Genomic DNA, 25049 nt, shown 5'->3' on the forward strand with positions numbered 1-25049 from the left:
CGTCAGGCCGTCTCGACGACGAGGCGCTCGACGGCGCTGATGGCCTCCGGAACGGCGGCCGGGTTCTGGCCGCCGCCCTGGGCGACGTCCGGCTTGCCGCCGCCGCCACCACCGAGGGTCTTGGCGGCCGTACGGACCAGGTCGCCCGCCTTGAGGCCGCGCTCGCGGGCGGCCTCGTTGGTGGCGATCACGGTCAGCGGGCGGTCGTTCGCCACGGTGAACAGGGCCACGACGGCCGGGCGGTCGCCGGGGATGCGGCCGCGGACGTCGAGGACCAGCTTGCGCAGGTCGTCGGCGCCGATGCCGTCCGCCACCTGGCCGACGACGAGGGCGACGCCCTTGATGTCCTGGGCGTTCTGGGCGAGCCCGGCCGCGGCCTGGAGGACCTTCTCCGCGCGGAACTTCTCGATCTCCTTCTCGGCGTCCTTCAGCTTGCCGAGCATGGAGGCGATCTTCTCGGGCAGCTCCTCCGGACGGCCCTTGACCAGCTCCTGGAGCTGGGCGACGACCGTGTGCTCCTTGGCGAGGAAGTTGTACGCGTCCACACCCACCAGGGCCTCGACGCGGCGCACGCCGGAGCCGATGGAGGACTCGCCGAGCAGCTTCACCAGGCCCAGCTGGGCGGTGTTGCCGACGTGCGTGCCGCCGCACAGCTCCTTGGAGAAGTCGCCGATGGTCACGACGCGCACGCGCTCGCCGTACTTCTCGCCGAACTCGGCGATGGCGCCCTGCTTCTTCGCCTCGTCGATGCTCATGATCTCGGCGGTGACGTCGAGCTCGCGCGAGAGCACGTCGTTGATCTTCTGCTCGACGTCGGTGAGGACCGAGCCGGGGACGGCGTTCGGGGAACCGAAGTCGAAGCGGAAGCGGCCGGGGCTGTTCTCGGAGCCGGCCTGGGCGGCCGTGGGGCCGAGGGCGTCGCGCAGCGCCTGGTGGGTCAGGTGCGTGGCCGAGTGGGCGCGGGCGATGGCCCGGCGGCGGTGGACGTCGATGGCGGCGTACGCGGAGGCGCCCACCGTCACCTCGCCGACCTGGACGGAGCCCTTGTGCACCGAGACGCCCGGAACCGGCTGCTGCACGTCGCGGACGACGATGACGGCGCCCGAGTCGAGCTTGATCCGGCCCTGGTCGGCGAGCTGGCCGCCGCCCTCGGCGTAGAAGGGGGTGCGGTCGAGGACGACCTCGACGTCGTCGCCCTCGGAGGCGGCGGGCGCGGAGACGCCGTTGACCAGCAGGCCGACGATGGTGGACTCGCCCTGGTTGGTGGCGTAGCCGGTGAACTCGGTGGCACCGGCGCCGTCGGCGATCTCCCGGTAGGCGGACATGTCCGCGTGGCCGGTCTTCTTGGCCTTGGCATCGGCCTTGGCGCGGTCGCGCTGCTCCTGCATGAGGCGGCGGAAGCCGGGCTCGTCCACGGTCAGGCCCTGCTCGGCGGCCATCTCGAGGGTGAGGTCGATCGGGAAGCCCCAGGTGTCGTGGAGCAGGAACGCCTTGTCGCCGGAGAGGACCGTGCCGCCGGTGGCCTTGGTCTCGGTCACGGCGGTGTCGAGGATGTTGGTGCCACCCTTGATGGCCTTCAGGAACGCGGCTTCCTCGGCGAGCGCGACGGTCTCGATGCGCTTGCGGTCGGTGACGAGCTCGGGGTACTGCTGCCCCATCGTGTTGATCACGACGTCGACCAGGGCCTGGACGACGGGACCGGTGGCGCCCATGAGGCGCATGTTGCGGATGGCGCGGCGCATGATGCGGCGCAGCACGTAGCCGCGGCCCTCGTTGCCGGGGGTGACGCCGTCGCCGATGAGCATGGTCGAGGTGCGGATGTGGTCGGCGACCACGCGCAGCGAGACGTCCGTGCCCTGGGCGGCGCCGTAGCGGACGCCGGTCAGCTCGGTGGCCTTGTCCATGACGACGCGCAGGGTGTCGGTCTCGTACATGTTCTGCACGCCTTGCAGGATCATCGCGAGGCGTTCGAGGCCGAGACCGGTGTCGATGTTCTTCGACGGCAGGTCGCCGAGGATCGGGAAGTCTTCCTTCCCGTCGCCGGCGCCGCGCTCGTACTGCATGAAGACCAGGTTCCAGATCTCCACGTAGCGCTCGTCGTTGACGGCCGGGCCGCCCTCGACGCCGAATTCGGGGCCGCGGTCGTAGTTGATCTCGGAGCAGGGACCGCAGGGACCCGGGACGCCCATGGACCAGAAGTTGTCCTTCTTGCCCAGGCGCTGGATGCGCTCGGCGGGAACGCCGATCTTCTCGCGCCAGATCTGCTCGGCCTCGTCGTCGTCGAGGTAGACGGTGATCCAGAGCTTCTCGGGCTCGAGGCCGTAGCCGCCGTCCGCCACGGAGCTGGTCAGCAGCTCCCAGGCGTACTTGATGGCGCCTTCCTTGAAGTAGTCCCCGAAGGAGAAGTTGCCGCACATCTGGAAGAACGTGCCGTGGCGGGTGGTCTTGCCGACCTCTTCGATGTCCGGCGTGCGGACGCACTTCTGGACGCTGGTGAGCGTCGGGGCCGGAGGCTTCGTCTCACCCAGGAAGTAGGGCTTGAACGGCACCATGCCCGCGGGCACCAGCAGCAGAGTCGGGTCGTCCGCGATGAGCGACGCCGAAGGGACAACGGCGTGACCGCGCTCCTCGAAGAAGCTCAGCCAGCGGCGGCGAATCTCAGCCGACTCCATCAGTGGTCCTCATTCCGGTCGTACGAAAAATTGGGTCGGTAGGTGGTCTTGGTGTTCTCGATGGCCCGCAGTCGCCGGGGCCCGGGAAGGGCCGTGACGTTGTCGGGCCGGTCGGGATCCTGGTGGAGCCCCAGTGCGTCGTTCAGCTCGTCCTCGCGCTGCGTCATTCCCGCTTTGACGTCGAGGGCGAAGTCCTTGAGGCGGTGTCCCGCCTCCACGGCCTTGTCGGCCGCCTGGGCGGCGAGACTCTCCGGTGTCAGCTTCTTCAGCTGACGGTTGACCTTGGTGGTGGCCCACACGCCGGCGGCTGCGCCTGCGGTGAACCAGAAGGCTCGGCGGAACATCGGCGGTCTCAGCCCTTCTGCTTGCGGCGCCGGGCGGCCGGCACCGTACGTCCAACGATCACGGTTCGGCGGGATGCCTTCGGCGGTGTGCCGCCCGACGGCGCGGCGTCCCCCTTGCCCAGCGCCTTGCGGACGCCGTAGCCGAAGGCCGCGACCTTCACCAGCGGCCCGCCGAAGGCGGTGGCCACGGTCGAGGACAGCGCGGAGGCGTTGGAGGTGACCTCCTGCACGTCGCTCGCGATGGCGTCGACCCGGTCGAGCTGGGTGCGCGCGGAGCGGACGGTGGTGGAGGCGTCGGCGAGCAGGGGAACGGCTTGGTCGGTCACCTCGGCCACCAGCTTGGTGGTCGCCCTGAGCACCTGGGCCAGCCTCACCAGGGCCACGGCGAGGAAGGAGATCAGGATGGCCCAGAAGACGGCCACGATGATCCCGGCCACCTCTACACCGGACACGTCACACCGCTCTCTGTCTGTACCTGAACCGCAGGACTATTCGCCCTCCGACCCTATCGCGCCGGAGATCCTCGGCCGTACCGGAAATCCGGGAGGACCGGGCCCGCCTTGAACGCAGCGCATCCGGACCAGTACCCTCCGTGTCCCATGCGACAGACACCCCCTCGAAGTACCGCCGGAGGCAATCTTCCCTCGGAGCTCGGCCGGTTCGTCGGGCGGGGTGGCGAACTCGCCCAGCTGGGGCGGCTCCTGGAGTCCTCGCGGCTCGTGACGGTGACCGGTCTGGGCGGGGTGGGCAAGTCGCGGCTCGTGCTGGCGGCGGCCCGGGCCGCGGCCGAGGGATCGCAGGAACGCTACTGCGACGGGGTCCGGCTGGCCGAGCTGGCCACCGTACGGGATCCCGCGCTGCTGGAGCTGGCCCTGGCCGAGGCGCTCCAGCTGACCGATCACACCACCCGGCCGCTCCGCACCGTCCTGGCCGAGCACCTGGCCGGACGGCGGCTGCTGCTGGTCCTGGACGGCTTCGAGCAGTTGGTCGACGCGTGCGCCGACCTGGTCCGGGAGCTGCTGCGCAGCTGCCCCGGTCTGCATGTCCTCGCGGCGGGCCGGCGCCCGCTGGCCCTGGACGGGGAATCGACCTTCCCGCTGGCCCCGCCGGCCGCCGAGGAGGCCCTGGCTCTGCTGGTGGCGCGGGCGACCGCGGTCGACCCGGCGTTCGCGGTGACCGCGGAGAACCGGGCCGCCCTGGTCGAGCTGTGCGCCCGCCTCGACGGGATCCCGCTGGCGCTGGAGCTGGCGGCGGGCCGGCTGCGGACCCTCTCCCCCGAGCAGGTGCTGGCCCGGCTGGAGGACCGCTTCGCGTTGCTGACGGGCGGGGTGCGCGGCGGGCTCGCCCGGCACCGGGCGCTGCGGACGGCCATCGGGTGGAGCCATGAGCTGTGCACGCCGGCGGAGCGGCTGCTGTGGGCGCGGCTGTCGGTGTTCGCGGGGCAGTTCGACCTCGACGCCGTCGAATACGTGTGCGCGGGTCCGGATCTGCCGGTGGAGGACGTGTTGGACCTGGTCGGGGAACTCCTGGCCCAGTCCCTGTTGGTCCGGGAGGAGACCCCCGCCGGAGTGCGGTTCCGCATGCTGGAGACCGTACGGGTGTACGGGGCGGGCTGGCTGGAGTCGCTGGGCGACGCCGGGCGGCTGCGGCGGCGCCATCGGGACTGGTACCTGGGTCTGGCGACGTGGTGCGAGCTGGACTGGTTCAGCCCGCGCCAGCAGGAGGTGGCCGCGCTGGTGGAGGTGGAGCTGCCGAACGTGCGGCTCGCCCTGGAGTGCTGCCTGGACGAGCCGGACGAGGCGCATCTGGGCCAGTACCTGGCGGGGACCCTGTGGTTCTACTGGGCGGGCTGCGGGCGGCTGACCGAGGGGCGGCACTGGCTGGAGCGGACCCTGGAGCCGGTGGACCGGGCGGTGGAGTACGAGAGCTCGCGGCTGAAGGCCCTGTGGGTGCTGGGCTATGTGGCGGCCCTGCAGGGGGACGCGACGGCCTCGATGAGCGCCTTGTACGAGTGCCGGGACGGGGCGGCGCAGAGCGGGAACCCGGTGGCCGCGGCGTACGCGGTGCACCGGATGGGCTGCCTGGCGTTGGTCTCGGACGACATGGCGCGCGCCCGGGAGCTGTTGGGCACGGCGCTGGAGCAGTACCGGGCGGCGGGCGAACTGAACAGCAACGTACTGATGTGCCAGGTGGAGCTGGGGATGGCGCTGGCCTTCCTCGGTGACCTGCCGGGTGCGCTCGCGCTGTGCGGGGAGGTCCGGGAGATCTGCGAGGAGCGCGGGGAGCGCTGGACGAAGGCGTACGCCCTGTACGTCCTCGCGTACGCGGCCCTGGACGCGGGGCGTGCGCAGGAGGCGCGGCGGCTGCTGACCGAGTGCGTGGCGATCAACCACGTCTTCCACGATCTGGTCGGCCTGGTGCTCGCGCTGGAGCTGCTCGCGCTGGTCACGGTCGCGGAGGGGGACGCCGCCGAGGCGGCGGTGCTCCAGGGGGCGGCGGAGCCGATGTGGGGCGGGGTGGGGCTGCAGCTGTTCGGCTCGGGGTACTTCAACGCCCCGCGGCTGATGTGCCGGGAGCAGGCGGGCGAGCTGCTGGGCGCCGAGCGCTACGCGGCGTACGAGGCCGAGGGGCGGGAGCTGAGCCGTGAGGCGCTGGTGGGGCGGGCGCTGAGCAGCCCCGAGGAGCGGGGCGGCGCCGGCGGGGTGCCCCGGCAGGCGGGGCGGCCGCGGGGTTCCAGGGTGCCGTCGACCCAGGCGGCGGCGGACCAGCCGTAGCGCGGGCGGCCCGTGGGAACGGGAAAGCCCGCCGCCCCCCGGAGGGGACGGCGGGCCGACCGATCGGTGAGACTAGGCCTGCATCAGCGGGCGTAGTACTCGACGACGAGCTGCTCGTCGCAGATGACCGGAATTTCCTTGCGGTTCGGGTCGCGGTCCAGGCGGAAGGCCAGGGCCTTCAGGTTGACCTGCAGGTAGCGCGGGGTCTCGCCCTCGCCTGCGTAGCCACCCTCACGGGCAACCTGGAACGGAACCTTCTCGCGGCTGCGCTCGCGCACGGTGATGACGTCGTCCGGGCGGACACGGAACGACGGCTTGTCGACCTTGTCACCGTTGACCTCGATGTGGCCGTGAACGACCATCTGGCGGGCCTGGTAGATGGTGCGGGCGATGCCCGAACGCAGAACCAGGGCGTCGAGGCGACGCTCGAGCTCGACGACCAGCGCCTCGCCCGTCTTGCCTTCGGCCTTCTTGGCGCGGTCGTACGCGCGGGCCATCTGACGCTCAGAGATGTCGTACTGAGCGCGCAGACGCTGCTTCTCCAGCAGACGGACCTTGTAGTCCGAGTTCTGCTTGCGGCCACGGCCGTGCTCGCCCGGCGGGTAGGGGCGGGCCTCGAAGTACTTGACGGCCTTCGGGGTCAGCGCAATGCCGAGGGCACGCGACTTCTTGACCTTGGGTCGCTTCTGGTTCACGGGGAACCTACCTCCATGTAAGTTAGGTGAGGCTTACCTTAGCGAGGAGGACGTAATGTCTCGACCACATGGGATCCCCCTGCCCAGTGCGCAGCGCAGTTCGGATTCAGACGAAACAGAATCCGCTTGCGCCGACGATAAGCAAGGTCAGCCGCGTCCCAGGGAAGGCGTTCGGCAGCTCACCGGAGCCGAACGCGTACGAACCCTCGTAGAGTCCAACGCCTCAGTATCCCTCACTCTGATCGGTGCTCGTGACAGTCACGAGACCGAGGAGTTCGGGACAGGGCTGCCGGTCGCTCGGACCGTCACCCCGGACGGGGACGTGATTCTCCTTGTCTCAGGGGAATCCGTGGCTGCCAGGGCAGCCGCTCACGCCCAGGACGACGACCTCACCGCCGTGATCGAGATCACGGATGTGGCGCCGGTGTCCGTCCCACATCGTATCCGAGGCCGCGCCTGGCTCGCCGGGTGGCTGACGCCGGTGCGCGGGGACGACCGCGCCGCCTGCGCCGCGCTGCTCGCGGAGCGACAACCCGTGGGCGAGCTGCTGGGCATGCGGGAGTCCCTCGACGCCCCGCACGGCGGGCGCCCGGCGTGGATGATGCTGCGCCTGGAGGTCGGCGAGATCTCGGTGGACGACCTGTGGGGCGCCGAGCACGTGGACCCGGAGGACCTGGCCGCGGCGGAGCCGGACCCGATGGTCGCGCACGAGTCGGAGCTGTTGCAGCACCTGCACTCCGCCCACGGCGACCGGCTCGGCGAGCTGGGCGGCCTGCTCGGCGCCCGCGAGTCCTGCGGGATGAGCGCCGTCCCCCTCTCCCTGGACCGCCTCGGCCTGCGCGTCCGCTTCACCGGCGGCCCGGCCGGCTCCTTCGACGCCCGCTTCGACTTCCCCGAGCCGGTCGCTGACATCTGCGGCCTGCGCCGGGCCATGCACTCCCTCTTCTCGGCGGCCTCGCACTAGGGGGTGCAGGTCGCGAGCATGTCCTGGAGGGCGAGCTTCTCCGGCGCCGTCACGGACAGGCCGTACTTCGCCTTGATGCCGGTGTAGCGGCGCGCGTACTCGCACCAGTACGCACGCCGGGGCGGCCGCCATTTGTCGGCCGTCCGGCTCCCCTTGTCGTAGTTGGTCTGCTTGTCCACGGCGAGCAGCACGTCGAGGTCGTTGGCGTACTCCAGCCTGCGCTGCGGGGTCCATGCGTACGCGCCGCCCCGCCAGGCGGCGCCGAGCGCGACCACGTGATCGGTCTGGATCTGCGACGCGCGCCGATTGGTGTAGGGCAGCACCTTGCCGGTGTAGGGGTCGTGGAGCGTTCCGGAGAGCACGACGCACGGGTTCCGGTCCCCTTCGCGGAGCTCCGTCAGGTCCCGGCGGAGCACGTCGTCACGGGTGTCGCAGCCGTTGCGCCCGCCGACGGCATCGGTCTCGTCGGACCAGTACCGGCCGAAGTCCTCACGCTTGTACGTCTGCCAGTTGCGGCCCCGCTCGACCTTCAGTCGGGCCAGCTGCGCCTTCGCGGCGGCCGCGTCCGGCGGGAACCCGGCGCGGGTGAGCGGCACCTGCGCGACCAGGGCGACGGCGCTGGCCTGCGCGGTCGCGGTGTCGTCGTGGTGGCACCCGGCCGCCGCCGGCCCGGCGAGGGCGAGAACGAAGAGGACCACGAGCGGCCGGGAGGGACCCATACCGCGAGCCTAGGAGCTCTCCCGGGGATCGGGCCGGATCAGCGCGCGGCGCCGTTCACCGCGCGGTCGAGGGAGCGCCAGGTCCGCTGGGCCCAGTCCAGGTCGGCGGGGTCCTCGTAGGTGCAGTAGATCCCGGCGGCGGTTCCCGCGGTGACGGCCATGCCGTAGAACTCGTGGCGCGGCCGGCCGTTGTCCTGCCGGGTCAGCCAGAACGCGTACCGCACGCCCTCCCCCAGTGCCTCGCGGAGCCGCTGGGCCGGCCGCGTGTCGGGGGCCCCGGACAGCAGGGCGTCGAGGAAGTCCTCGGGGGCGCGGCCGGGGACGTCGTCCCGCATCAGGCTGACGGAGGCGCTGCGGTCCGGGGCGGTGAAGTGGTCGGCCCCGTCAGCGAAGGAGGCGGTGAGACCGGCGCTGCGCAGCACCGACCAGCGGCCGCCGAGGTCGGTGCGCACGTCCACCGGCAGCGGGTACGGGAAGCGGCTGAGGACGTGGTCGCGGTCCCAGGTCCGGGTCAGGACGCGGGAGGCCACCGGGTGGCGCACCTCGACGACGCAGGGCAGTTCCTCCGGGTCGGCGACCTTCGCGGTGACCGCTGCGCCGAGCAGGTCGTCGCCCCAGGGCTGGATCCGGTTGGCGAAGGTGCCCTCGATCGACAGGTCCGCGTAGCCGGGCTGCTCCCACAGCTCGTCGGCGCGCCGCAGGGTGTCCTCGTCCACCTCCACCCAGGCGCCGAGGACCAGCTCGGTGCCGTGCGTGAGCCGGACGGCCAGCAGGCAGCGTATGAAGCAGCCGACCCCGTCCACCCGGAGCAGGGCGCGCACGCCGAGCCGGTGGACGGCCTCCTCGGGCAGGCCGAAGGCGGCGTCGGGCAGGTCGTAGCCGAAGTCGATGCGGCGCTCGTCGGCGAGCGTCTCGCCGCAGCAGGCGCAGGAGGGGAGGTGCGTGGTCATCCGGGCAGCTTAGACATGCCGCTCGTCCGGTCGATACGGCGGCCGCTGCGCGGAGCGGTCCCCGGCCCGGCATTCGAGGCACGGGGGTCCCGGGGCAGCGCCTCCGCATCGGCGGCCCGCGTCAGGCCCCGGTGCCCCGCAGCCGTTCGCGGACCTTCTCCACCACGTCCGCGTAGCGGGCCTCCGCGCCGTAGCGCGTCGGCTCGTAGTACCGCTTGCCCTGGATCTCGTCCGGCGCGTACTGCTGCGCCGCGATCGCGCCCGGCACGTCGTGCGGGTACACGTACCCCTGCGCGTGTCCCAGCTTCGCCGCGCCCTTGTAGTGGCCGTCCCGCAGGTGCGCCGGGACCGAGCCCGCGAGGCCCGCCCGTACGTCGGCCAGCGCGGCGCCGATCGCCGTCGTGGCGGTGTTCGACTTCGGGGCCAGCGCCAGCGCGATCGTGGCGTGCGAGAGGGTCAGCGCCGCCTCCGGGAAGCCGATCATCGCCACCGCCTGGGCCGCGGCCACCGCGATCGGCAGGGCCGTCGGGTCGGCCAGCCCGATGTCCTCGCTCGCGGAGATCATCAGGCGGCGCGCGATGAACCGGGGGTCCTCGCCGGCCTCGATCATGCGGGCCAGGTAGTGCAGGGCGGCGTCCACGTCCGAGCCGCGGATCGACTTGATCAGCGCGCTGGCGACGTCGTAGTGCTGGTCGCCGTCCTTGTCGTACCGGACGGCCGCCCGGTCGACGGCGTCCTCCAGCGTCTGGAGGGTGATCTCCTCCTCGCCCTTGGCGATGGCCGATCCGGCGCCCGCCTCCAGCGCGGTCAGTGCCCGCCGGGCGTCTCCGCCGGCGATCCGCAGCAGGTGCGCCTCGGCGTCCTCCGGGAGGGAGACGGCCCCGCCCAGGCCCCGTTCCTCGGCGAGCGCGCGCCGCATCAGGGCGCGCAGGTCCTCGTCCGTCAGCGGTTCCAGGGTGAGCAGCAGCGAACGCGACAGCAGCGGGGAGATGATCGAGAAGTACGGGTTCTCGGTGGTGGCCGCGATCAGCGTCACCCAGCGGTTCTCGACGGCGGGGAGAAGCGAGTCCTGCTGGGCCTTGCTGAACCGGTGGATCTCGTCGAGGAAGAGGACGGTCTCCTTGCCGTAGCCGCCGGCCGCGCGCTTGGCGCCCTCGATGACGGCCCGTACCTCTTTGACGCCCGCCGTGATGGCGGACAGTTCCACGAAGCGCTTCTGCGTGGCCTGGCTGACCACGTACGCCAGGGTCGTCTTCCCGATGCCGGGTGGTCCCCAGAGGATCACCGAGGAGGCACCGGCCGGGCCGCCGGCGCCCTCCTCGACCAGCCGCCGCAGCGGTGATCCGGGCTTCAGCAGGTGCTGCTGGCCGACGACCTCGTCCAGGGTGCGCGGGCGCATCCGGACGGCGAGCGGGGAGCTCGTGGGGTCCTTCTCCCGGCGGTCTTCGGCAGCGGCGGTGAACAGGTCTGGTTCCACACAGGAAGCCTAAGCGAGCCCACCGACAGAGCCGCCCGGGCCGTCCGCGCCGCCGGGTCGCCGCCCGCGCTCAGGAGGTCCAGAAGTCCCACCAGCGGGTCAGGATCAGCATCCCGATGATCCCGACGTGCAGGACGGGCAGGACCCAGGTGAACTCGTCGAGGAAGGACCTGAGCCAGCCCGGGGCGGGCAGCAGCCCTTCGCGGACGTTGTGCGCGGTGACGTACCAGAACATGAAGATGGTGGCGACCCAGGCCAGGCAGCACCACAGGCACAGCGAGTTGATGTTGTACAGCGACTGGTACATGAGCCAGGCGCAGAACACGACGCCGAAGAGGGTGCCGGCGTTGAAGGTGAGCCAGTACCAGGGGCGGAACGAGGCCCCGGCCAGCATGCTCATGCCGACGCAGATCACGATGCCGTAGGCGACGAGTCCGAGCATCGGGTTCGGGAAGCCGAAGGCCGACGCCTGGTCGCTCGTCATGATGTTGCCGCAGGAGACGATCGGGTTCAGGCTGCAGGCCGGCTTGAAGGTCGGGTCCTCCAGCAGCTTGAACTTGTCGATCGTGATCACCCAGGCGGCGAGCAGACCCGCGGCTCCGGTGATCACCAGCAGCAGGGCCAGGGCCCGGCTTCCCGCGACGGTCCTGCCCCGGGCGGTGTCCGCGTCCGCGCTTCGTGTCGTCATACCGCCCGCTCCACATCTGCCAGGTGATCAAGCACGGGCCATTGTGCCGTACGAGCCTGTGAACGGACGGGGGCCGGGGAAAGATCCCCGGCCCCCGTCCTGTGTACTCCCGTGCCGCCGCGACCGGTTGCCGTCAGGCGAGTCGGGCGCGGACCGTCTCGATCAGCTCGGCCACGGGCACGGCCGACTGCTCGCCGGACTCCATGTCCTTCAGCTGGACGACGCCCTCGGCGAGGTCACGGTCGCCCGCCACGATGGCGAAGCGCGCGCCGCTGCGGTTGGCGTCCTTCATGGCGCCCTTGAGCCCCTTGCCGCCGTAAGACATGTCCGCCGCGACGCCCGCCTTGCGCAGCTGCGTCACCAGGCCGAACACGGCCGGTTTGGCCTCGCCCAGCGCCACCGCGAAGACCGTGGTCGGCGCCGGGATGTCCAGCTCGATGCCCTCGGCCTCCAGGGCCAGCACCGTGCGGTCCACACCGAGTGCCCAGCCGACCGACGGCAGTGCCGGTCCGCCGATCATCTCGGACAGTCCGTCGTAGCGGCCGCCGCCGCCCACCGCGGACTGCGCGCCCAGACCGTCGTGGACGAACTCGAAGGTGGTCCGGGTGTAGTAGTCCAGCCCGCGCACCAGCTTCTCGTCGTCCTCGAAGACGACGCCGGCCGCCGTGATCAGCGCCCGCACCTCCTCGTGGTACGCCTTGCACGCGTCGCACAGGTAGTCCCGCAGCACCGGCGCGCCCACCAGCTGCTTCTGTACCTCGGCCCGCTTGTCGTCGAGGACGCGCAGCGGGTTGATCTCGGCCCGGCGGACGGTCTCCTCGTCGAGGTCGAGGCCGCGCAGGAAGGTCTGCAGCGCCTCGCGGTAGACGGGGCGGCACTCCTTGTCGCCGAGCGAGTTCAGCAGGATGCGGAAGTTCGACAGGCCGAGGGTGCGGTAGGCCTCGTCGGCCAGGATGATCAGCTCGGCGTCGAGCGCCGGGTCCTCGGAGCCGATGGCCTCGGCGCCGACCTGCGAGAAGTGGCGGTAGCGGCCCTTCTGCGGGCGCTCGTAGCGGTAGTACGAGCCGGAGTACCAGAGCTTGGCGGGGAGGTTGCCCTGCTTGTGCAGGCTGGCCTCCAGGGCCGCGCGCAGCACGGAGGCGGTGCCTTCCGGGCGCAGGGCGAGGTTGGTGCCACCCTTGGTGGTGAGGGTGAACATCTCCTTGGTGACGATGTCGGTGGACTCGCCGACACCGCGGGCGAAGAGGTTCACGTCTTCGAAGCCCGGGGTCTCGATGTACCCGTACCCGGCCTTGCGCAGCGGGGCGGAGATGGCGTCGCGGACCGCCAGGTACTTGGCCGAGTACGGCGGGATCAGGTCGTACGTGCCCTTGGGGGCCTTGAAAGTGCTCACGAAGCTTTCGTCACATTCCTCGTCGTGGAGCGGCGGTGCCGTCTCCGAGCCCGGCGGCGACTTCCCGCAGGTAGGGGTTGGTCGCGCGCTCACGGCCGATGGTGGTCTGGGGACCGTGGCCGGACAGCACCACGGTCGAGTCGTCGAGCGGCAGGCACACGCGGCCCAGCGATTCGAGGATCTCGGCGTGGGAGCCGCCGGGCAGGTCGGTGCGTCCGATGGAGCCGGCGAACAGCAGATCGCCCGAGAAGAAGACCGGCGGGATGTCGGCCAGCTCGGGCATCCGGAAGGTCACCGACCCCTTGGTATGCCCCGGCGCGTGCGCCACGGAGAATTCCATTCCGGCCAATTTCAACGCGGCGCCGTCGGCCAGCTCGCGGACGTCGTCCGGCTCCCCGACGGTCAGCTCGCCCATGAGGGGCATCCCGATGGAGCGGCCGAGGGCCTTCTCCGGGTCGCTCATCATGTAGCGGTCCTCGGGGTGGATCCAGGCCGGTACGTCGTGTGCTCCGCACACCGGGACCACCGAGGCCACATGATCGATGTGGCCATGGGTCAGCACGACCGCGACGGGCTTGAGCCGATGCTTCTTCAGCGTCTCCTCGACACCCTGGGCGGCCTGATGGCCCGGGTCGATGATGACGCACTCCTCACCGGCGGCGGGGGCGACCACGTAGCAATTGGTGCCCCAAGCGCCTGCGGGGAACCCGGCAATCAGCACGTTCGTCCTCAATCGTCGTCCGGCGGGAGGTCGCAGACAGGAATCCTGCTGCTCAGAGCCTACCGGCGCCGCTCATTACACAGCGAACCCATATACGGTACGGCCTATCCCAGCCCGGACAGCAGTAGCAGACACGTACAAGGAGACGACCCGGTGGTCACGAGCGATCAGCGACGGCGACAGCTCGCCAAGGAGAAGTACGAGCGCCAGCAGAAGCGCCGGGCCGAGGCCCGCCGGAAGTCGCGTCAGCGCGCGGCCGTGATCGGCGCGGCGGTGGCCGTGGTGATCGCGACGCTGGTGGGGCTGATCGTCGGCGGCGTCTTCGACAAGGACAAGAAGGACCAGGCCGCGGACCCGTCCGCGAACCCGTCGGCCTCGGCGTCCGAGCCGGCGCCCAAGCAGTCCCCGTCGCCGGAGATGGCGATCGACCAGAAGGCGAAGTACACCTTCGCGCTGAAGACGAGCGCGGGTGACGTCAACTTCACGATGGACGCGGCCAAGACCCCGCAGACCGTGAACTCCTTCAAGTCGCTCGCCGACAAGGGCTACTTCGACAACACCAAGTGCCACCGGCTGACGTCCGGCGGGATCTTCGTCCTCCAGTGCGGCGACCCCGAGGGCACCGGCCGCGGCGGCCCGGGCTACAACATCCCGGACGAGAACCTGGACTCGCTGGGCAAGGCCGACGCGAACGGTCAGGTCGTCTACCCGGCCGGCACGGTGGCGATGGCCAACACGGGCCAGCCGGGCTCGGGCGGCAGCCAGTTCTTCCTGGTCTACAAGGACAGCCCGCTGGCGCCGACGTACACGCCGTTCGGCAAGATCGACGCGGCCGGCCTGAAGGTCCTGGAGGAGATCGCGAAGGCCGGGACGGTCGACGGCGGCCAGGACGGCGCGCCCAAGACCGAGGTGAAGATCGAGAAGGGCACCGTCACCCAGAACTGACGTGATGCGCCGACCCCGGGCCCGGCCGGTCCGCCGCCCGTACGCCGATATTCCGTCGTGCGGGATGCGGACAGCCGGCCCGGCGGTCGCCTATGTTGGCGTTGTGCAGGGCGGGCGCTGCCCGCCCCAGGAAACTGTGGACGATGCCCAGGGGGTGAACCCCTCGCAAGGCATCAGGTGGAGGAGGCGCTGTGAGCAGCGACCCGTGGGGCCGAGTCGACGAGACGGGCACCGTGTACGTGCGTACTTCCGATGGCGAGCAGGTCGTCGGATCGTGGCAGGCCGGCACCCCTGAGGAGGCCCTGGCCTATTTCGAGCGCAAGTACGAGGGCCTGGTGGTCGAGATCGGCCTCCTCGAAAAGCGGGTGCGGACCACTGATCTGTCCGCCAAGGACGCCCAGACGGCCATCGACCACCTGCGCGTGCAGGTCGACGAGCACCATGCCGTGGGTGACCTGGACGCCCTGCGGGTGCGGCTGGACAAGCTGGTCACGACCGTGGAGTCGCGGCGCGAGGAGCGCAAGGTAGCGAAGGCCAAGCAGACGGACGAGGCCCGTGCGGCCAAGGACGCGCTGGTCGTCGAGGCCGAGCAGCTGGCGCAGAGCGACCAGTGGCGCAGTGCCGGTGAGCGGCTGCGCGCCCTGGTGGACATCTGGAAGGGGCTGCCGCGACTCGACCGCAAGTCTGACGACGAGCTGTGGCACCGGTTCTCCCACGCCCGTTCCGCCTTCTCCAAGCGCCGCAAGGCACACTTCGCCTCGCTGGACGCGCAGCGTGAGGATGCCCGCAAGGTCAAGGAGAGGCTGGTCGCGGAGGCCGAGTCGCTGTCGAAGTCGACCGACTGGGGTCCGACGGCCGCCCGCTACCGCGAGCTGATGGCGGACTGGAAGGCGGCGGGTCGGGCGCAGCGCGAGTCCGAGGACGACCTGTGGAACCGCTTCCGCGGTGCGCAGGACGTGTTCTTCGCGGCCCGCAGTGAGGTCTTCGCCGAGCGTGACGCCGAGCAGATCGAGAACCTGAAGCTCAAGGAGGAGCTGGCCGACGAGGCCGAGAAGCTCGTCCCGATCACGGACCTGAAGGCGGCCCGTGCCGCGTTCCGTTCCCTGAACGAGCGCTGGGAGGCCATCGGCCACGTGCCGCGGGACGCCCGGCCGAAGGTCGAGGGCCGGATGCATGCGGTCGAGCGGGCGATCCAGGAGGCCGAGGAGGGCGAGTGGCGTCGGACGAACCCGGAGGCGCGGGCCCGTGCGGCCGGTCTGACGGGTCAGCTCCAGGCGGCGGTCGACAAGCTGCGTGAGCAGATCGACGCGGCGCGCGCGGCGGGCAACAACGCCAAGGCCGACAAGCTGTCGCGCGAGCTGGAGGGCCGCCAGGCCCTGCTGGACCAGGCGCTGAAGGGCCTGGAGGAGTTCGGCGGCTGATTCCCGGCCGCCCGCGTACGCAGGAGGGCCCCGGTACGGAGATCCGTACCGGGGCCCTCCCGTGTGTCACGGCCTACGGGCGGACGTCACGCGGTAGACGTCGTAGACGCCCTCGACGCCCCGGACGGCCTTCAGGACGTGGCCCAGGTGCTTCGGGTCGCCCATCTCGAAGGTGAACCGGGAGGTGGCCACCCGGTCGCGGGAGGTCTGGACGGCCGCCGAGAGGATGTTGACGTGCTGGTCGGACAGGACTCGGGTGACGTCCGACAGCAGTCGGGACCGGTCCAGCGCCTCGACCTGGATGGCGACCAGGAAGACGGAGGACTGGGTGGGTGCCCACTCGACCTCCAGCATCCGCTCGGGCTCCTGGGAGAGGGAGTCCACGTTGACGCAGTCCGCGCGGTGGACCGATACGCCGCTGCCGCGCGTGACGAAGCCGACGATCGGGTCGCCCGGCACCGGGGTGCAGCAGCGGGCCAGCTTGACCCACACGTCGTCGACGCCCTTGACGACGACACCCGGGTCGGCGTTGCTGCGCCGCTTGCGGCCGCGCGCCGGCGGGATCGATTCCTCGATGTCCTCGTTGGCCGCTTCCTCGCCGCCGAGGGCCGCCACCAGCTTCTGCACGACGCCCTGCGCGGCCACGTGGCCCTCGCCGATCGCCGCGTAGAGGGAGGAGATGTCCGGGTAGCGCATCTCGTGCGCCAGCGTGACGAGCGAGTCGCCGGTCAGGATGCGCTGGATGGGCAGGTTCTGCTTGCGCATGGCCCGCGCGATGGCGTCCTTGCCGTGCTCGATGGCCTCGTCGCGGCGTTCCTTGGAGAACCAGGCGCGGATCTTGTTGCGGGCCCGCGGGGACTTGACGAAGCCGAGCCAGTCGCGGGACGGGCCCGCGCCCTCGGCCTTGGAGGTGAAGACCTCGACCAGGTCGCCGTTGTCGAGCGTGGACTCCAGCGGGACGAGCCGGCCGTTGACCCTGGCCCCTATCGTCCGGTGGCCGACCTCGGTGTGGACGGCGTACGCGAAGTCCACCGGGGTGGCGCCGGCGGGCAGCGCGATGACGTCGCCCTTGGGGGTGAAGACGAAGACCTCGTTGCGGGAGAGGTCGAAGCGCAGCGAGTCGAGGAACTCGCCCGGGTCCTCGGTCTCCTTCTGCCAGTCCAGCAGCTGACGCAGCCAGGCCATGTCGTTGACGGTGTCCTGGCCGGCACTGCCCTTGGCGGCCTGGGGGACGTCGGTGCGGACCTTGGAGGTGCCGGCGACGGTCTGCTGCTTGTACTTCCAGTGCGCGGCGATGCCGTACTCGGCGCGGCGGTGCATGTCGAAGGTGCGGATCTGCAGCTCGACGGGCTTGCCGCTGGGTCCGATGACCGTCGTGTGGAGCGACTGGTACATGTTGAACTTGGGCATCGCGATGTAGTCCTTGAACCGGCCGGGGACCGGGTTCCATCGCGCGTGCACGGTGCCCAGGGCCGCGTAGCAGTCCCGGACGGTGTCGACGAGGACGCGAATGCCCACCAGGTCGTAGATCTCCGCGAAGTCTCGGCCGCGGACGATCATCTTCTGGTAGACGCTGTAGTAGTGCTTCGGGCGGCCCGTCACGGTGGCCTTGATGCGGGCGGCCCGGAGGTCGACCTGCACCTCGTCGGTGACGACGGCGAGGTACTCGTCGCGCTTGGGGGCCCGCTCGGCGACCAGGCGCACGATCTCGTCGTACATCTTCGGGTAGAGGATCGCGAAGGAGAGGTCTTCGAGTTCCCACTTGATCGTGTTCATGCCCAGCCGGTGTGCCAGCGGGGCATAGATCTCAAGGGTCTCGCGGGCCTTCTTCTCCTGCTTCTCCCGCTTGAGGTAGCGCATGGTGCGCATGTTGTGCAGCCGGTCGGCGAGCTTGATGACCAGGACGCGCGGGTCCTTGGCCATGGCCACGACCATCTTGCGGACGGTCTCCGCCTGGGCGGCCTCGCCGAACTTCACCCGGTCCAGCTTGGTGACGCCGTCGACGAGCAGGGCCACGGCGTCGCCGAAGTCGCGGCGCAGGTCTTCGAGGCCGTACTCGGTGTCCTCGACGGTGTCGTGCAGCAGACCCGCCATGAGGGTGGCCGGGTCCATGCCGAGCTCGGCGAGGATGGTGGTCACCGCGAGCGGGTGGGTGATGTACGGGTCGCCGCTCTTGCGCTTCTGACCGCGGTGCCACCGCTCGGCGACCTGGTAGGCCTGCTCCAGCTGGCGCAGCGTCGACGTCTCGATCTTGGGGTCGTTGCTGCGAACTATACGGAGCAACGGCTCCAGAACCGGGTTGTACGGGTTCGAGCGCTGTACGCCGAGCCGGGCGAGACGGGCGCGCACCCGGTTCGAGGACCCGGCGGACTTCGCCGGCGCGGGCTTGACCGGCGGCGCCGGCGGGGGCGTGGCGGGGGCCGCCGTGGCCTGCTCGGCCTGCGGGTCGGGCTGCGCGGCGGAGATGGGCTGGACCTCGTCTGGCAAGAGCGCTCCTCACGGGGGTCCCCCCGGACGGAGTCCGGGGGTGGATCCGGTGCCCGTGTCCGGTCCGGACAACCCATGGTAGCGAGGGTTCGCCCACCCCGTTCCCCCAGCCTCCGCGCCCGGACGAAGCCCCCGCCCGGCAGCGGTGCCCCACACGAAAGCGGCGGGCACCCAGGGCTTCCCGGACACCCGCCGCTTCGGCGTAACAGGGTCAGACCACGATCAGCGCGTCCAGCGGAGCCTCACCCAGGGCCGGCGCCAGCTTGGCCCGCCCCGGCAGGAACGACAGCTCCATCAGCACCGCCACACCCGCGACCTCCGCCCCGGCCCGACGGATCAGCGAGAGCGAGGCCTCCGCCGTACCACCGGTGGCCAGCACGTCGTCGATGACCATGACCCGGTCACCGGCCGTCAGGTCCTCGGCGTGGACCTCGATCTCCGCGGTGCCGTACTCCAGCTCGTACGACTGCGCCAGCGTCGCACCCGGCAGCTTGCCGGCCTTGCGCACCGGCACGAAGCCGATCCCGGCCTGCACGGCGACCGGAGCCGCGAGGATGAACCCGCGCGCCTCCAGCCCGACGATCTTCGTGGCTCCGTACCGCCCGGCCAGTTCCACCAGCGTGTCCGTCAGCGCGGCGAACGCCTTGGGGTCCGCCAGCAGCGGGGTGATGTCCTTGAACATCACGCCCGGCTTCGGGTAGTCCGGCACGTCCTTGATCCGGCTGAGCAGCAGCGACCGGACGTCCTCGGACAGCGGCGCGGTCAACGCCGCCGCCCCGACCGGCCCTGCGCCACGACCTGTGGCTCGTCCTCGTCCGCGTAGGCCGCGTCCGGGGACTCGCCCTTGGCCACCGCGGCCGCCCGCTTGGCGAGCACCCGCTTCTTGAGCGCCTTCATCGCCGGCTCGCGCTCCTTGAGGTCCACGACCAGCGGGGTCGCGATGAAGATCGAGGAGTACGCACCGGCCGCGAGGCCGACGAACAGCGACAGCGAGATGTCGTTCAGCATGCCGGCGCCGAGGAAGCCACCGCCGATGAACAGCAGCGCGGCGACCGGGAGGAGCGCCACGACCGTGGTGTTGATCGAGCGGACCAGGGTGCCGTTGATGCTGCGGTTGGCCACCTCGCTGTACGTCCAGCGGGTCTGCTTGGTGATGTCCTTCGAGCCCTCCTTGAGACCGTCGAAGACGACGACGGTGTCGTAGAGGGAGTATCCGAGGATCGTCAGCAGACCGATGACCGTGCCCGGGGTGACCTCGAAGCCGACGAGCGCGTACACACCGACGGTGATCGTGAGGTCGTGGATCAGCGCGATCAGCGCCGCGACCGCCATCCGCCACTCGAAGGCGATGGCCAGGTAGATCACCACGAGGACCATGAAGACGCCGAGACCGGTCCAGGCCTTGTTCGCGATCTGCTCGCCCCAGCTGGGGCCGACCAGGTCGGCGTTGATGGCGGCCTGGTCGACCTTGAGGTCGGTGGCGAGCTTCTTCTTCACGTCGGTCGCGGCGTCGGTGTCCACACCCGAGATCTGGATGCGCAGTCCGCCGGTGCCGAGCTCCTGGACGATCGCGTCGTGGCCCGAGACCTTCTCCGCGGCCTCCGTGGCCGCGGCGACGGAGACGGCCGTCTTCGGGGTGGTGAAGACGGCACCGCCCTTGAACTCGATGCCCATGTTGAGGCCCTGGACGGCCAGGGCGACGATCGCCGTGATGGTGATCAGGATGGAAACGCCGTACCAGAGAAAGCGCTTGCCGACGAAGTCGTAGCCGACCTCACCGCGGTACAGCTTGGCGCCGAGATCTCCCAGTTTCGACATCTCTCACGCCTCCTTTGCGTCGACGGGGGCGGGGGCGGGACCGGTACGGCGGGACCGGCGCAGCGGAGGCTTGGCGCCCAGCCGCTTCGGGTCCAGCCCGGACCACGGGTGACCGCTGGCGAAGAAGTTCGTGCGCGCCACCAAGGTCATGACGGGCTTGGTGAAGAGGAACACTACGACCACGTCGAGCAGGGTGGTAAGACCCAGTGTGAAGGCGAAGCCCTGGACCTTGCCCACCGTGACGATGAAGAGCACCGCCGCGGCGAGGAACGACACGAAGTCGGAGACCAGGATCGTGCGACGGGCGCGCGGCCAGGCGCGCTCGACGGCCGGACGCAGGGTGCGGCCCTCGCGGATCTCGTCCCGGATGCGTTCGAAGTACACGATGAACGAGTCCGCCGTGATACCGATCGCCACGATCGCGCCGCAGACGGCGGGCAGGTTCAGCGCGAAGCCGATGCCCTTTCCGAGCAGCGACATGATCGTGTAGGTCAGGATCGCGGAGACCATGAGGCTGACGATGGCGATGAACGCCAGGCCCCGGTAGTACGCCAGCAGGTAGATCACCACGAGGGCGAGGCCGATGGCGCCGGCGATCAGGCCGGCCTTCAGCTGCTCACTGCCGAGCGCGGCGGTGACGGTGGTGACGCTGTCCTCGCTGAAGGAGAGCGGCAGGGCGCCGTACGAGAGCATGTTGCCCAGGTCCTGCGCGGACTGCTGGGTGAAGCCGCCCGAGATCTCGGCGTTGCCACCGGTCAGCGCCTGGCTCACCGACGGGTCGGAGATGACCTTGCCGTCGAGCACGATCGCGAACTGGTTCTGCGGCATCTGCTTGGTGGCCAGCTCACCGGTGATCTTGGCGAACTTGTCGGCGCCCTTGTCGGTGAACTGCATGGTGACGATCCACTGGCCGCGCTGGGGGTCGATCTGCCCCTTGGCTTCCTTCACGTCCTGACCGTTGACCTGGGCCGGGCCGAGGACCCACTTGCCCCAGGCGTCGCCGCGCTGACCGCAGGCGATCATCGGCTCCTCGGGCTTGGCGCCCTGGCCGGCGGCGGCGCGCTGCGCCGGGTCGTTGCAGTCCAACGCCGCGAACTTGGTCTGGAGGGCCGCGGCCGCGGCCTCGTCACCGGTCGGCGCCGGCGCGGAGGCGGAGGGCGACGGAGCCTTGGTGTCGTCTGCCTTCTTCGACTCGCTCGCCGAGGGCGAGGGAGTGGGGGCGGCCGGGGCCTTGAGGGCCTCACTGAGCGCGCGGCCCTGGGAAGTGGCGCTGGACGACGGGGTGGCGGAGGGGCTGGACTTGCCGTCCCCTGCCTTGGGAGCCTCGGAGCCGCTCGCGGAGGGGCTCGGGCTCGGGGTGCCCTCGGGAGCGGCCGGGGAGCCGTCCGCGAAGGCGATGACCGGGCGGAAGTACAGCTGGGCGGTGGTACCGACCTGCTCGCGCGCCTGCTGCTCGTTCGTCCCCTTGGGGATGTTCACGATGATGTGGTCGCGGCCCTGGGTCTGGACCTCGGCCTCGGACACGCCGAGACCGTTGACGCGGCGGTCGATGATGCCGACCGCCGTGTTCATGTTGGTCTCGTTGATGGCGCTCTCTTTGCCCGGCTCGCTCTTGGCCTTGAGCGTGATGCTCGTGCCACCGGCGAGGTCGATGCCCAGCCTGGGAGTCGTCTGCTTGGAGAGGAACATCCCCGCGGTGAGCGCCACCATCGCGATCAGGATGATCGCCAGGGCGCGCCCCGGCCTCCCCTGAGCCCCCGTGGGCCGCCGGCCCTTCTTCGGTGCTGCCACCTTGTCGTTTCTCCCTGTCCAACCGTCCCGCGCCGGGTCAGCGCGGGGACGGCCACGAAATGTGTGGTGGGGACCCCTGCCCCCCGCAGAAGTGTCACAGACGGGGACCGTGCGGGTCGCCGGTCGGGCGCCTCCACGGTCCCCGGCCGAGCGTTACTTCGCGCCGGCCTCGCCGTCGGACTTTCCGTCCTTGGGCTCGTCGTCGCCCTTGGGCGCGTCCTCGTCCTTCTTGCCCAGGTCGAGCTTGGGAGCCTCGTCCTCGTCCTTGGTGAGGTCCGCCTTCGGGGCCTCGGTCAGCGAAGAGGCGTCGTCGGGGACGACCGGCGTGTCGGTCGCCTCGTCGTCGTCGATGCCGTGGACGATGCGGTTGTACTCCGCGTCCTCCAGAACGGCACCGATGGCGTTCTTCGCGAAGATCGCGTGGACGCCGGGGGCCAGCTCGAGCGTGACCGTGTCGTCACCGATCTCCTTCACCGTGGCGTACATACCGCCGATGGTGCGGACCCCGGTGCCGGGCGTCATGTGGTCGCGCATCTGCGCGGCTGCCTGCTGCTTCTTCTTCGCGGAGCGGGTCATCAGGAACATCGCCCCGATGAGCACGATGAACGGGAGGAGTGTCACGAGATTCACGGGACGGAGATCCTTCGCACGACCGCACGCGGACGGCGGCCTTTTCTACGGGGGTGGGCACACCGACCCGAAGGGTCGGCATCGGCGGAGTCTAGGCGAGTCCGCACCGATGGAACAACGCCCAGCATGGCACCGCAGTTCCTGAGGGGTCGAACCTCCGCGCCGTCAGGCCCCGAACAAGCCCTGTTGTCCGCTTGATCCACTCCCGCCGTGCTGCGGTGGTACGAGCCCCAGGTGGGCCCATGCGGCGGGCGTCGCCACCCGTCCTCGGGGGGTGCGCGCGAGCAGCCCCTCGCGGACCAGGAACGGTTCCGCGACCTCCTCAACTGTCTCCCGCTCCTCCCCCACGGCCACGGCGAGGGTGGACAGGCCCACGGGCCCGCCGCCGAACAGCTTGAGCAGTGCTTCGAGAACGGCGCGATCCAGTCGGTCGAGTCCGCGCCCGTCCACCTCGTACACCTGAAGGGCGGTACCGGCCACCTCGCGGTTGATCACACCGTCGGCCCGGACCTGGGCGTAGTCACGGACACGGCGCAGCAGGCGGTTGGCGATGCGCGGGGTGCCGCGGGAGCGTCCGGCGATCTCGGCGGCGCCGGCGGTGTCGATCTCCACGTCGAGGAGGCGGGCGGAGCGGTGGATGACACGCTCCAGCTCCTCGGGGGCGTAGAACTCCATGTGCCCGGTGAAGCCGAAGCGGTCCCGCAGGGGCGGGGGCAGCAGTCCGGCCCGGGTGGTGGCGCCGACCAGGGTGAAGGGCGGCAGCTCCAGCGGGATCGCGGTGGCCCCGGGTCCCTTGCCGACGATCACGTCGACGCGGAAGTCCTCCATGGCCATGTAGAGCATCTCCTCGGCGGGCCGGGACATGCGGTGGATCTCGTCGAGGAAGAGCACCTCGCCCTCCTGGAGCGAGGAGAGGATCGCGGCGAGGTCGCCGGCGTGCTGGATGGCGGGGCCGGAGGTGATGCGGATGGGCGCGCCCATCTCGGCCGCGATGATCATGGACAGGGTGGTCTTGCCGAGGCCGGGCGCGCCGGAGAGCAGGACGTGGTCGGCGGTGGCTCCGCGCCGGCGGGCCGCCTTGAGGACGAGGTCCAGCTGCTGGCGGACCTTCTCCTGGCCGACGAACTCCCCGAGGTCCTTCGGTCGCAGCGCCGCCTCGACAGCGGTGTCCTCGCCGTCGGCGGCGGCCGCCACGATCCGGTCGTCGCTCTCGTCTTCCCAGTTCACGCTGTCAGTCTGCCTTCTCGGTTCGTACGGTGGTCTGTCGCCGGGGGCGGAGCCCCTACCCTCCGGCCCCGCCGCCGTTCAGGGCGCGGAGCCTCGGGAGGCCAGGCCCTAGCGGGCGCGGTTGAGGGACTGGAGGGCGGCCCGCAGGAGCTGCGGCACCGGGGCCGAACCGTCGGCGGCGATGGCTGCCTCGGCCTGCGGCGTCACCGCCGCCACCGCGTCCTCCGCGTCGCGCGAGGCGTAGCCGAGGCCGATCAGGGCGGCGGAGAGCTGCTCGGTCCAGGGGGCGGGCCCGGTGGCCGCGGCCCGCTGGGCGCCGACGAGGCCGCTGCTGCCCAGCGGGGCCCCCAGCTTGCCCTTCAGTTCGAGGAGTAGTTTCTGGGCGCCCTTCTTGCCGATGCCCGGTACCGCCACCAGCGCCTTCTCGTCGCCGGTGGAGACGGCCAGCCGTAGCGCGTCGGGGCTGTGCACGCCGAGCATCGCCTGGGCGAGCCGTGGCCCGACCCCGCTGGCGGTCTGCAGGATCTCGAAGACCTGCCGTTCGTCGTCGTCGGCGAAGCCGTACAGGGTCAGCGAGTCCTCGCGGACGACCAGGGAGGTGGCCAGCCGAGCCGTCTCCCCCATCCGCAGGCCGGAGATGGTGGTGGGGGTGCAGTGCACGGCCATGCCCACTCCCCCGACCTCGATGACGGCAAGGGTGGGGGCGAGGGCGGCGACGGGGCCGCTGACGAAGGCGATCATCGGGTACGGCCTTTCGAGGCGTGCAGGGCGACCGCCTGCTGGAGGCGGTTCTGGGCGGGGGCCCGCCAGATGTGACAGATGGCCAGGGCGAGGGCGTCGGCGGCATCCGCCGGCTTGGGCGGCGCGTCCAGTCTGAGCAACCGGGTGACCATCGCGCCGACCTGGGCCTTGTCGGCCCGGCCGCTGCCGGTGACGGCGGCCTTGACCTCGCTGGGGGTGTGCAGGGCGACCGGTATCCCGCGGCGGGCGGCGCACAGCATCGCGACGGCGCTCGCCTGGGCGGTTCCCATCACGGTCCTGACGTTGTGTTGGCTGAACACCCGCTCCACGGCGACGACTTCGGGCCGGTGCATGTCGAGCCATTCCTCGATGCCCTGCTCGATGGCGACGAGGCGGTGGCCCAACTCGGCGTCCGCGGGCGTCCGTACGACCCCCACGCCGATCATGGTGAGGGGGCGGCCGGCCACCCCCTCGACCACGCCGACACCACATCGCGTCAGCCCCGGGTCAACGCCCAGTACCCGCACCCGTGCCCCCTTCTTCGCTCTCCTGTACGTGCAGCTTCGCAGGTTATCGGGTGGCGCTGACAAAG

The 25049-nt window shown here is 70.9% G+C and carries 22 protein-coding genes; 4 read left to right on the top strand and 18 right to left on the bottom strand.

Annotation, left to right across the window (positions count from 1 at the left end; all coding sequences use genetic code 11):
• Nucleotides 1–2: 2 nt before the first annotated feature.
• From alaS to ACGFYY_RS14620, 3 genes are read right to left on the bottom strand one after another with little or no spacing between them, the layout of a single operon-like run.
• On the bottom strand, nt 3–2672 hold the full coding sequence (gene alaS, locus ACGFYY_RS14610) for an alanine--tRNA ligase (RefSeq protein WP_393709395.1): 2670 nt from the start codon (nt 2670–2672) through the stop codon (nt 3–5).
• Nucleotides 2672–3016 carry a DUF6167 family protein gene (locus tag ACGFYY_RS14615; RefSeq protein WP_109780829.1) on the bottom strand — a complete coding sequence of 115 codons (345 nt, stop codon included), beginning with the start codon at nt 3014–3016 and terminating at the stop codon, nt 2672–2674. Before ACGFYY_RS14615 ends, alaS begins: the two co-directional genes overlap by 1 nt.
• A gap of 8 nt (nt 3017–3024) precedes the next feature.
• Nucleotides 3025–3468, bottom strand: coding sequence for a DUF948 domain-containing protein (locus ACGFYY_RS14620; RefSeq protein WP_365269240.1), 444 nt, complete (start codon nt 3466–3468; stop codon nt 3025–3027).
• 147 nt (nt 3469–3615) lie between these two features.
• Between ACGFYY_RS14620 and ACGFYY_RS14625 the strand changes: the two genes are divergently transcribed.
• Complete coding sequence (locus tag ACGFYY_RS14625) at nt 3616–5790, top strand: ATP-binding protein (protein ID WP_393709398.1); 2175 nt, start codon at nt 3616–3618, stop codon at nt 5788–5790.
• An 83-nt stretch (nt 5791–5873) separates the two neighbouring features.
• Here ACGFYY_RS14625 and rpsD read toward each other — a convergent pair whose 3' ends face one another.
• Nucleotides 5874–6485, bottom strand: a complete 612-nt coding sequence (gene rpsD, locus ACGFYY_RS14630; protein WP_008740451.1) for a 30S ribosomal protein S4 — start codon at nt 6483–6485, stop codon at nt 5874–5876.
• A gap of 286 nt (nt 6486–6771) precedes the next feature.
• Between rpsD and ACGFYY_RS14635 the strand changes: the two genes are divergently transcribed.
• Nucleotides 6772–7449, top strand: coding sequence for a DUF2470 domain-containing protein (locus tag ACGFYY_RS14635; RefSeq protein WP_393709584.1), 678 nt, complete (start codon nt 6772–6774; stop codon nt 7447–7449).
• Here ACGFYY_RS14635 and ACGFYY_RS14640 read toward each other — a convergent pair.
• The 6 genes from ACGFYY_RS14640 to ACGFYY_RS14665 form a co-directional block, all read right to left on the bottom strand.
• Nucleotides 7446–8168, bottom strand: a complete 723-nt coding sequence (locus tag ACGFYY_RS14640; RefSeq protein WP_393709401.1) for an HNH endonuclease family protein — start codon at nt 8166–8168, stop codon at nt 7446–7448. The genes ACGFYY_RS14635 and ACGFYY_RS14640 overlap by 4 nt on opposite strands.
• Before the next feature lie 38 nt (nt 8169–8206).
• Nucleotides 8207–9118, bottom strand: a complete 912-nt coding sequence (locus ACGFYY_RS14645; protein WP_393709403.1) for a DUF2199 domain-containing protein — start codon at nt 9116–9118, stop codon at nt 8207–8209.
• 121 nt (nt 9119–9239) lie between these two features.
• Nucleotides 9240–10595, bottom strand: coding sequence for a replication-associated recombination protein A (locus ACGFYY_RS14650; RefSeq protein ID WP_393709405.1), 1356 nt, complete (start codon nt 10593–10595; stop codon nt 9240–9242).
• A gap of 70 nt (nt 10596–10665) precedes the next feature.
• On the bottom strand, nt 10666–11283 hold the full coding sequence (locus ACGFYY_RS14655; protein WP_365269224.1) for a vitamin K epoxide reductase family protein: 618 nt from the start codon (nt 11281–11283) through the stop codon (nt 10666–10668).
• Between the two features lie 133 nt (nt 11284–11416).
• Nucleotides 11417–12676, bottom strand: coding sequence for a histidine--tRNA ligase (hisS, locus tag ACGFYY_RS14660; RefSeq protein ID WP_393709407.1), 1260 nt, complete (start codon nt 12674–12676; stop codon nt 11417–11419).
• 10 nt (nt 12677–12686) lie between these two features.
• Nucleotides 12687–13397 carry an MBL fold metallo-hydrolase gene (locus ACGFYY_RS14665; RefSeq protein ID WP_365269218.1) on the bottom strand — a complete coding sequence of 237 codons (711 nt, stop codon included), beginning with the start codon at nt 13395–13397 and terminating at the stop codon, nt 12687–12689.
• Between the two features lie 153 nt (nt 13398–13550).
• Between ACGFYY_RS14665 and ACGFYY_RS14670 the strand changes: the two genes are divergently transcribed.
• Nucleotides 13551–14342, top strand: coding sequence for a peptidylprolyl isomerase (locus ACGFYY_RS14670; protein ID WP_393709410.1), 792 nt, complete (start codon nt 13551–13553; stop codon nt 14340–14342).
• Nucleotides 14343–14533: 191 nt separating this feature from the next.
• Nucleotides 14534–15763 (top strand): DUF349 domain-containing protein, encoded by a 1230-nt coding sequence (locus tag ACGFYY_RS14675; protein WP_393709412.1) that lies wholly within the window; start codon nt 14534–14536, stop codon nt 15761–15763.
• A gap of 66 nt (nt 15764–15829) precedes the next feature.
• On the opposite strand, the gene ACGFYY_RS14680 is transcribed toward ACGFYY_RS14675, so the two are convergent.
• The 8 genes from ACGFYY_RS14680 to ruvC all read right to left on the bottom strand — a co-directional run bounded on the left by ACGFYY_RS14680 (nt 15830) and on the right by ruvC (nt 24984).
• Nucleotides 15830–18250: a bifunctional (p)ppGpp synthetase/guanosine-3',5'-bis(diphosphate) 3'-pyrophosphohydrolase gene (locus tag ACGFYY_RS14680; protein WP_030774487.1), complete on the bottom strand. Its 2421-nt coding sequence runs from the start codon at nt 18248–18250 to the stop codon at nt 15830–15832.
• A gap of 211 nt (nt 18251–18461) precedes the next feature.
• Nucleotides 18462–19016: an adenine phosphoribosyltransferase gene (locus ACGFYY_RS14685; protein ID WP_393709414.1), complete on the bottom strand. Its 555-nt coding sequence runs from the start codon at nt 19014–19016 to the stop codon at nt 18462–18464.
• Entirely contained in the window at nt 19013–20068 is a 1056-nt protein-coding gene (gene secF, locus ACGFYY_RS14690; RefSeq protein ID WP_365269206.1) for a protein translocase subunit SecF, read from the bottom strand. Before secF ends, ACGFYY_RS14685 begins: the two co-directional genes overlap by 4 nt.
• A 3-nt stretch (nt 20069–20071) precedes the next feature.
• On the bottom strand, nt 20072–21859 hold the full coding sequence (secD, locus tag ACGFYY_RS14695) for a protein translocase subunit SecD (RefSeq protein WP_393709417.1): 1788 nt from the start codon (nt 21857–21859) through the stop codon (nt 20072–20074).
• A 153-nt stretch (nt 21860–22012) separates the two neighbouring features.
• Nucleotides 22013–22489 carry a preprotein translocase subunit YajC gene (yajC, locus tag ACGFYY_RS14700; protein ID WP_365269200.1) on the bottom strand — a complete coding sequence of 159 codons (477 nt, stop codon included), beginning with the start codon at nt 22487–22489 and terminating at the stop codon, nt 22013–22015.
• A 165-nt stretch (nt 22490–22654) separates the two neighbouring features.
• A complete protein-coding gene (ruvB, locus tag ACGFYY_RS14705; RefSeq protein WP_393709419.1) occupies nt 22655–23716 on the bottom strand; it encodes a Holliday junction branch migration DNA helicase RuvB in 1062 nt (353 codons plus the stop codon).
• Between the two features lie 108 nt (nt 23717–23824).
• Entirely contained in the window at nt 23825–24457 is a 633-nt protein-coding gene (gene ruvA / locus ACGFYY_RS14710; protein WP_365269194.1) for a Holliday junction branch migration protein RuvA, read from the bottom strand.
• A complete protein-coding gene (gene ruvC / locus ACGFYY_RS14715; RefSeq protein WP_365269191.1) occupies nt 24454–24984 on the bottom strand; it encodes a crossover junction endodeoxyribonuclease RuvC in 531 nt (176 codons plus the stop codon). The genes ruvA and ruvC overlap by 4 nt, the downstream gene beginning before the upstream one ends.
• Between the last annotated feature and the right edge of the window lie 65 nt (nt 24985–25049).

The sequence above is a fragment of the Streptomyces sp. NPDC048331 genome (assembly GCF_043201215.1).
Lineage (GTDB): Bacteria > Actinomycetota > Actinomycetes > Streptomycetales > Streptomycetaceae > Streptomyces.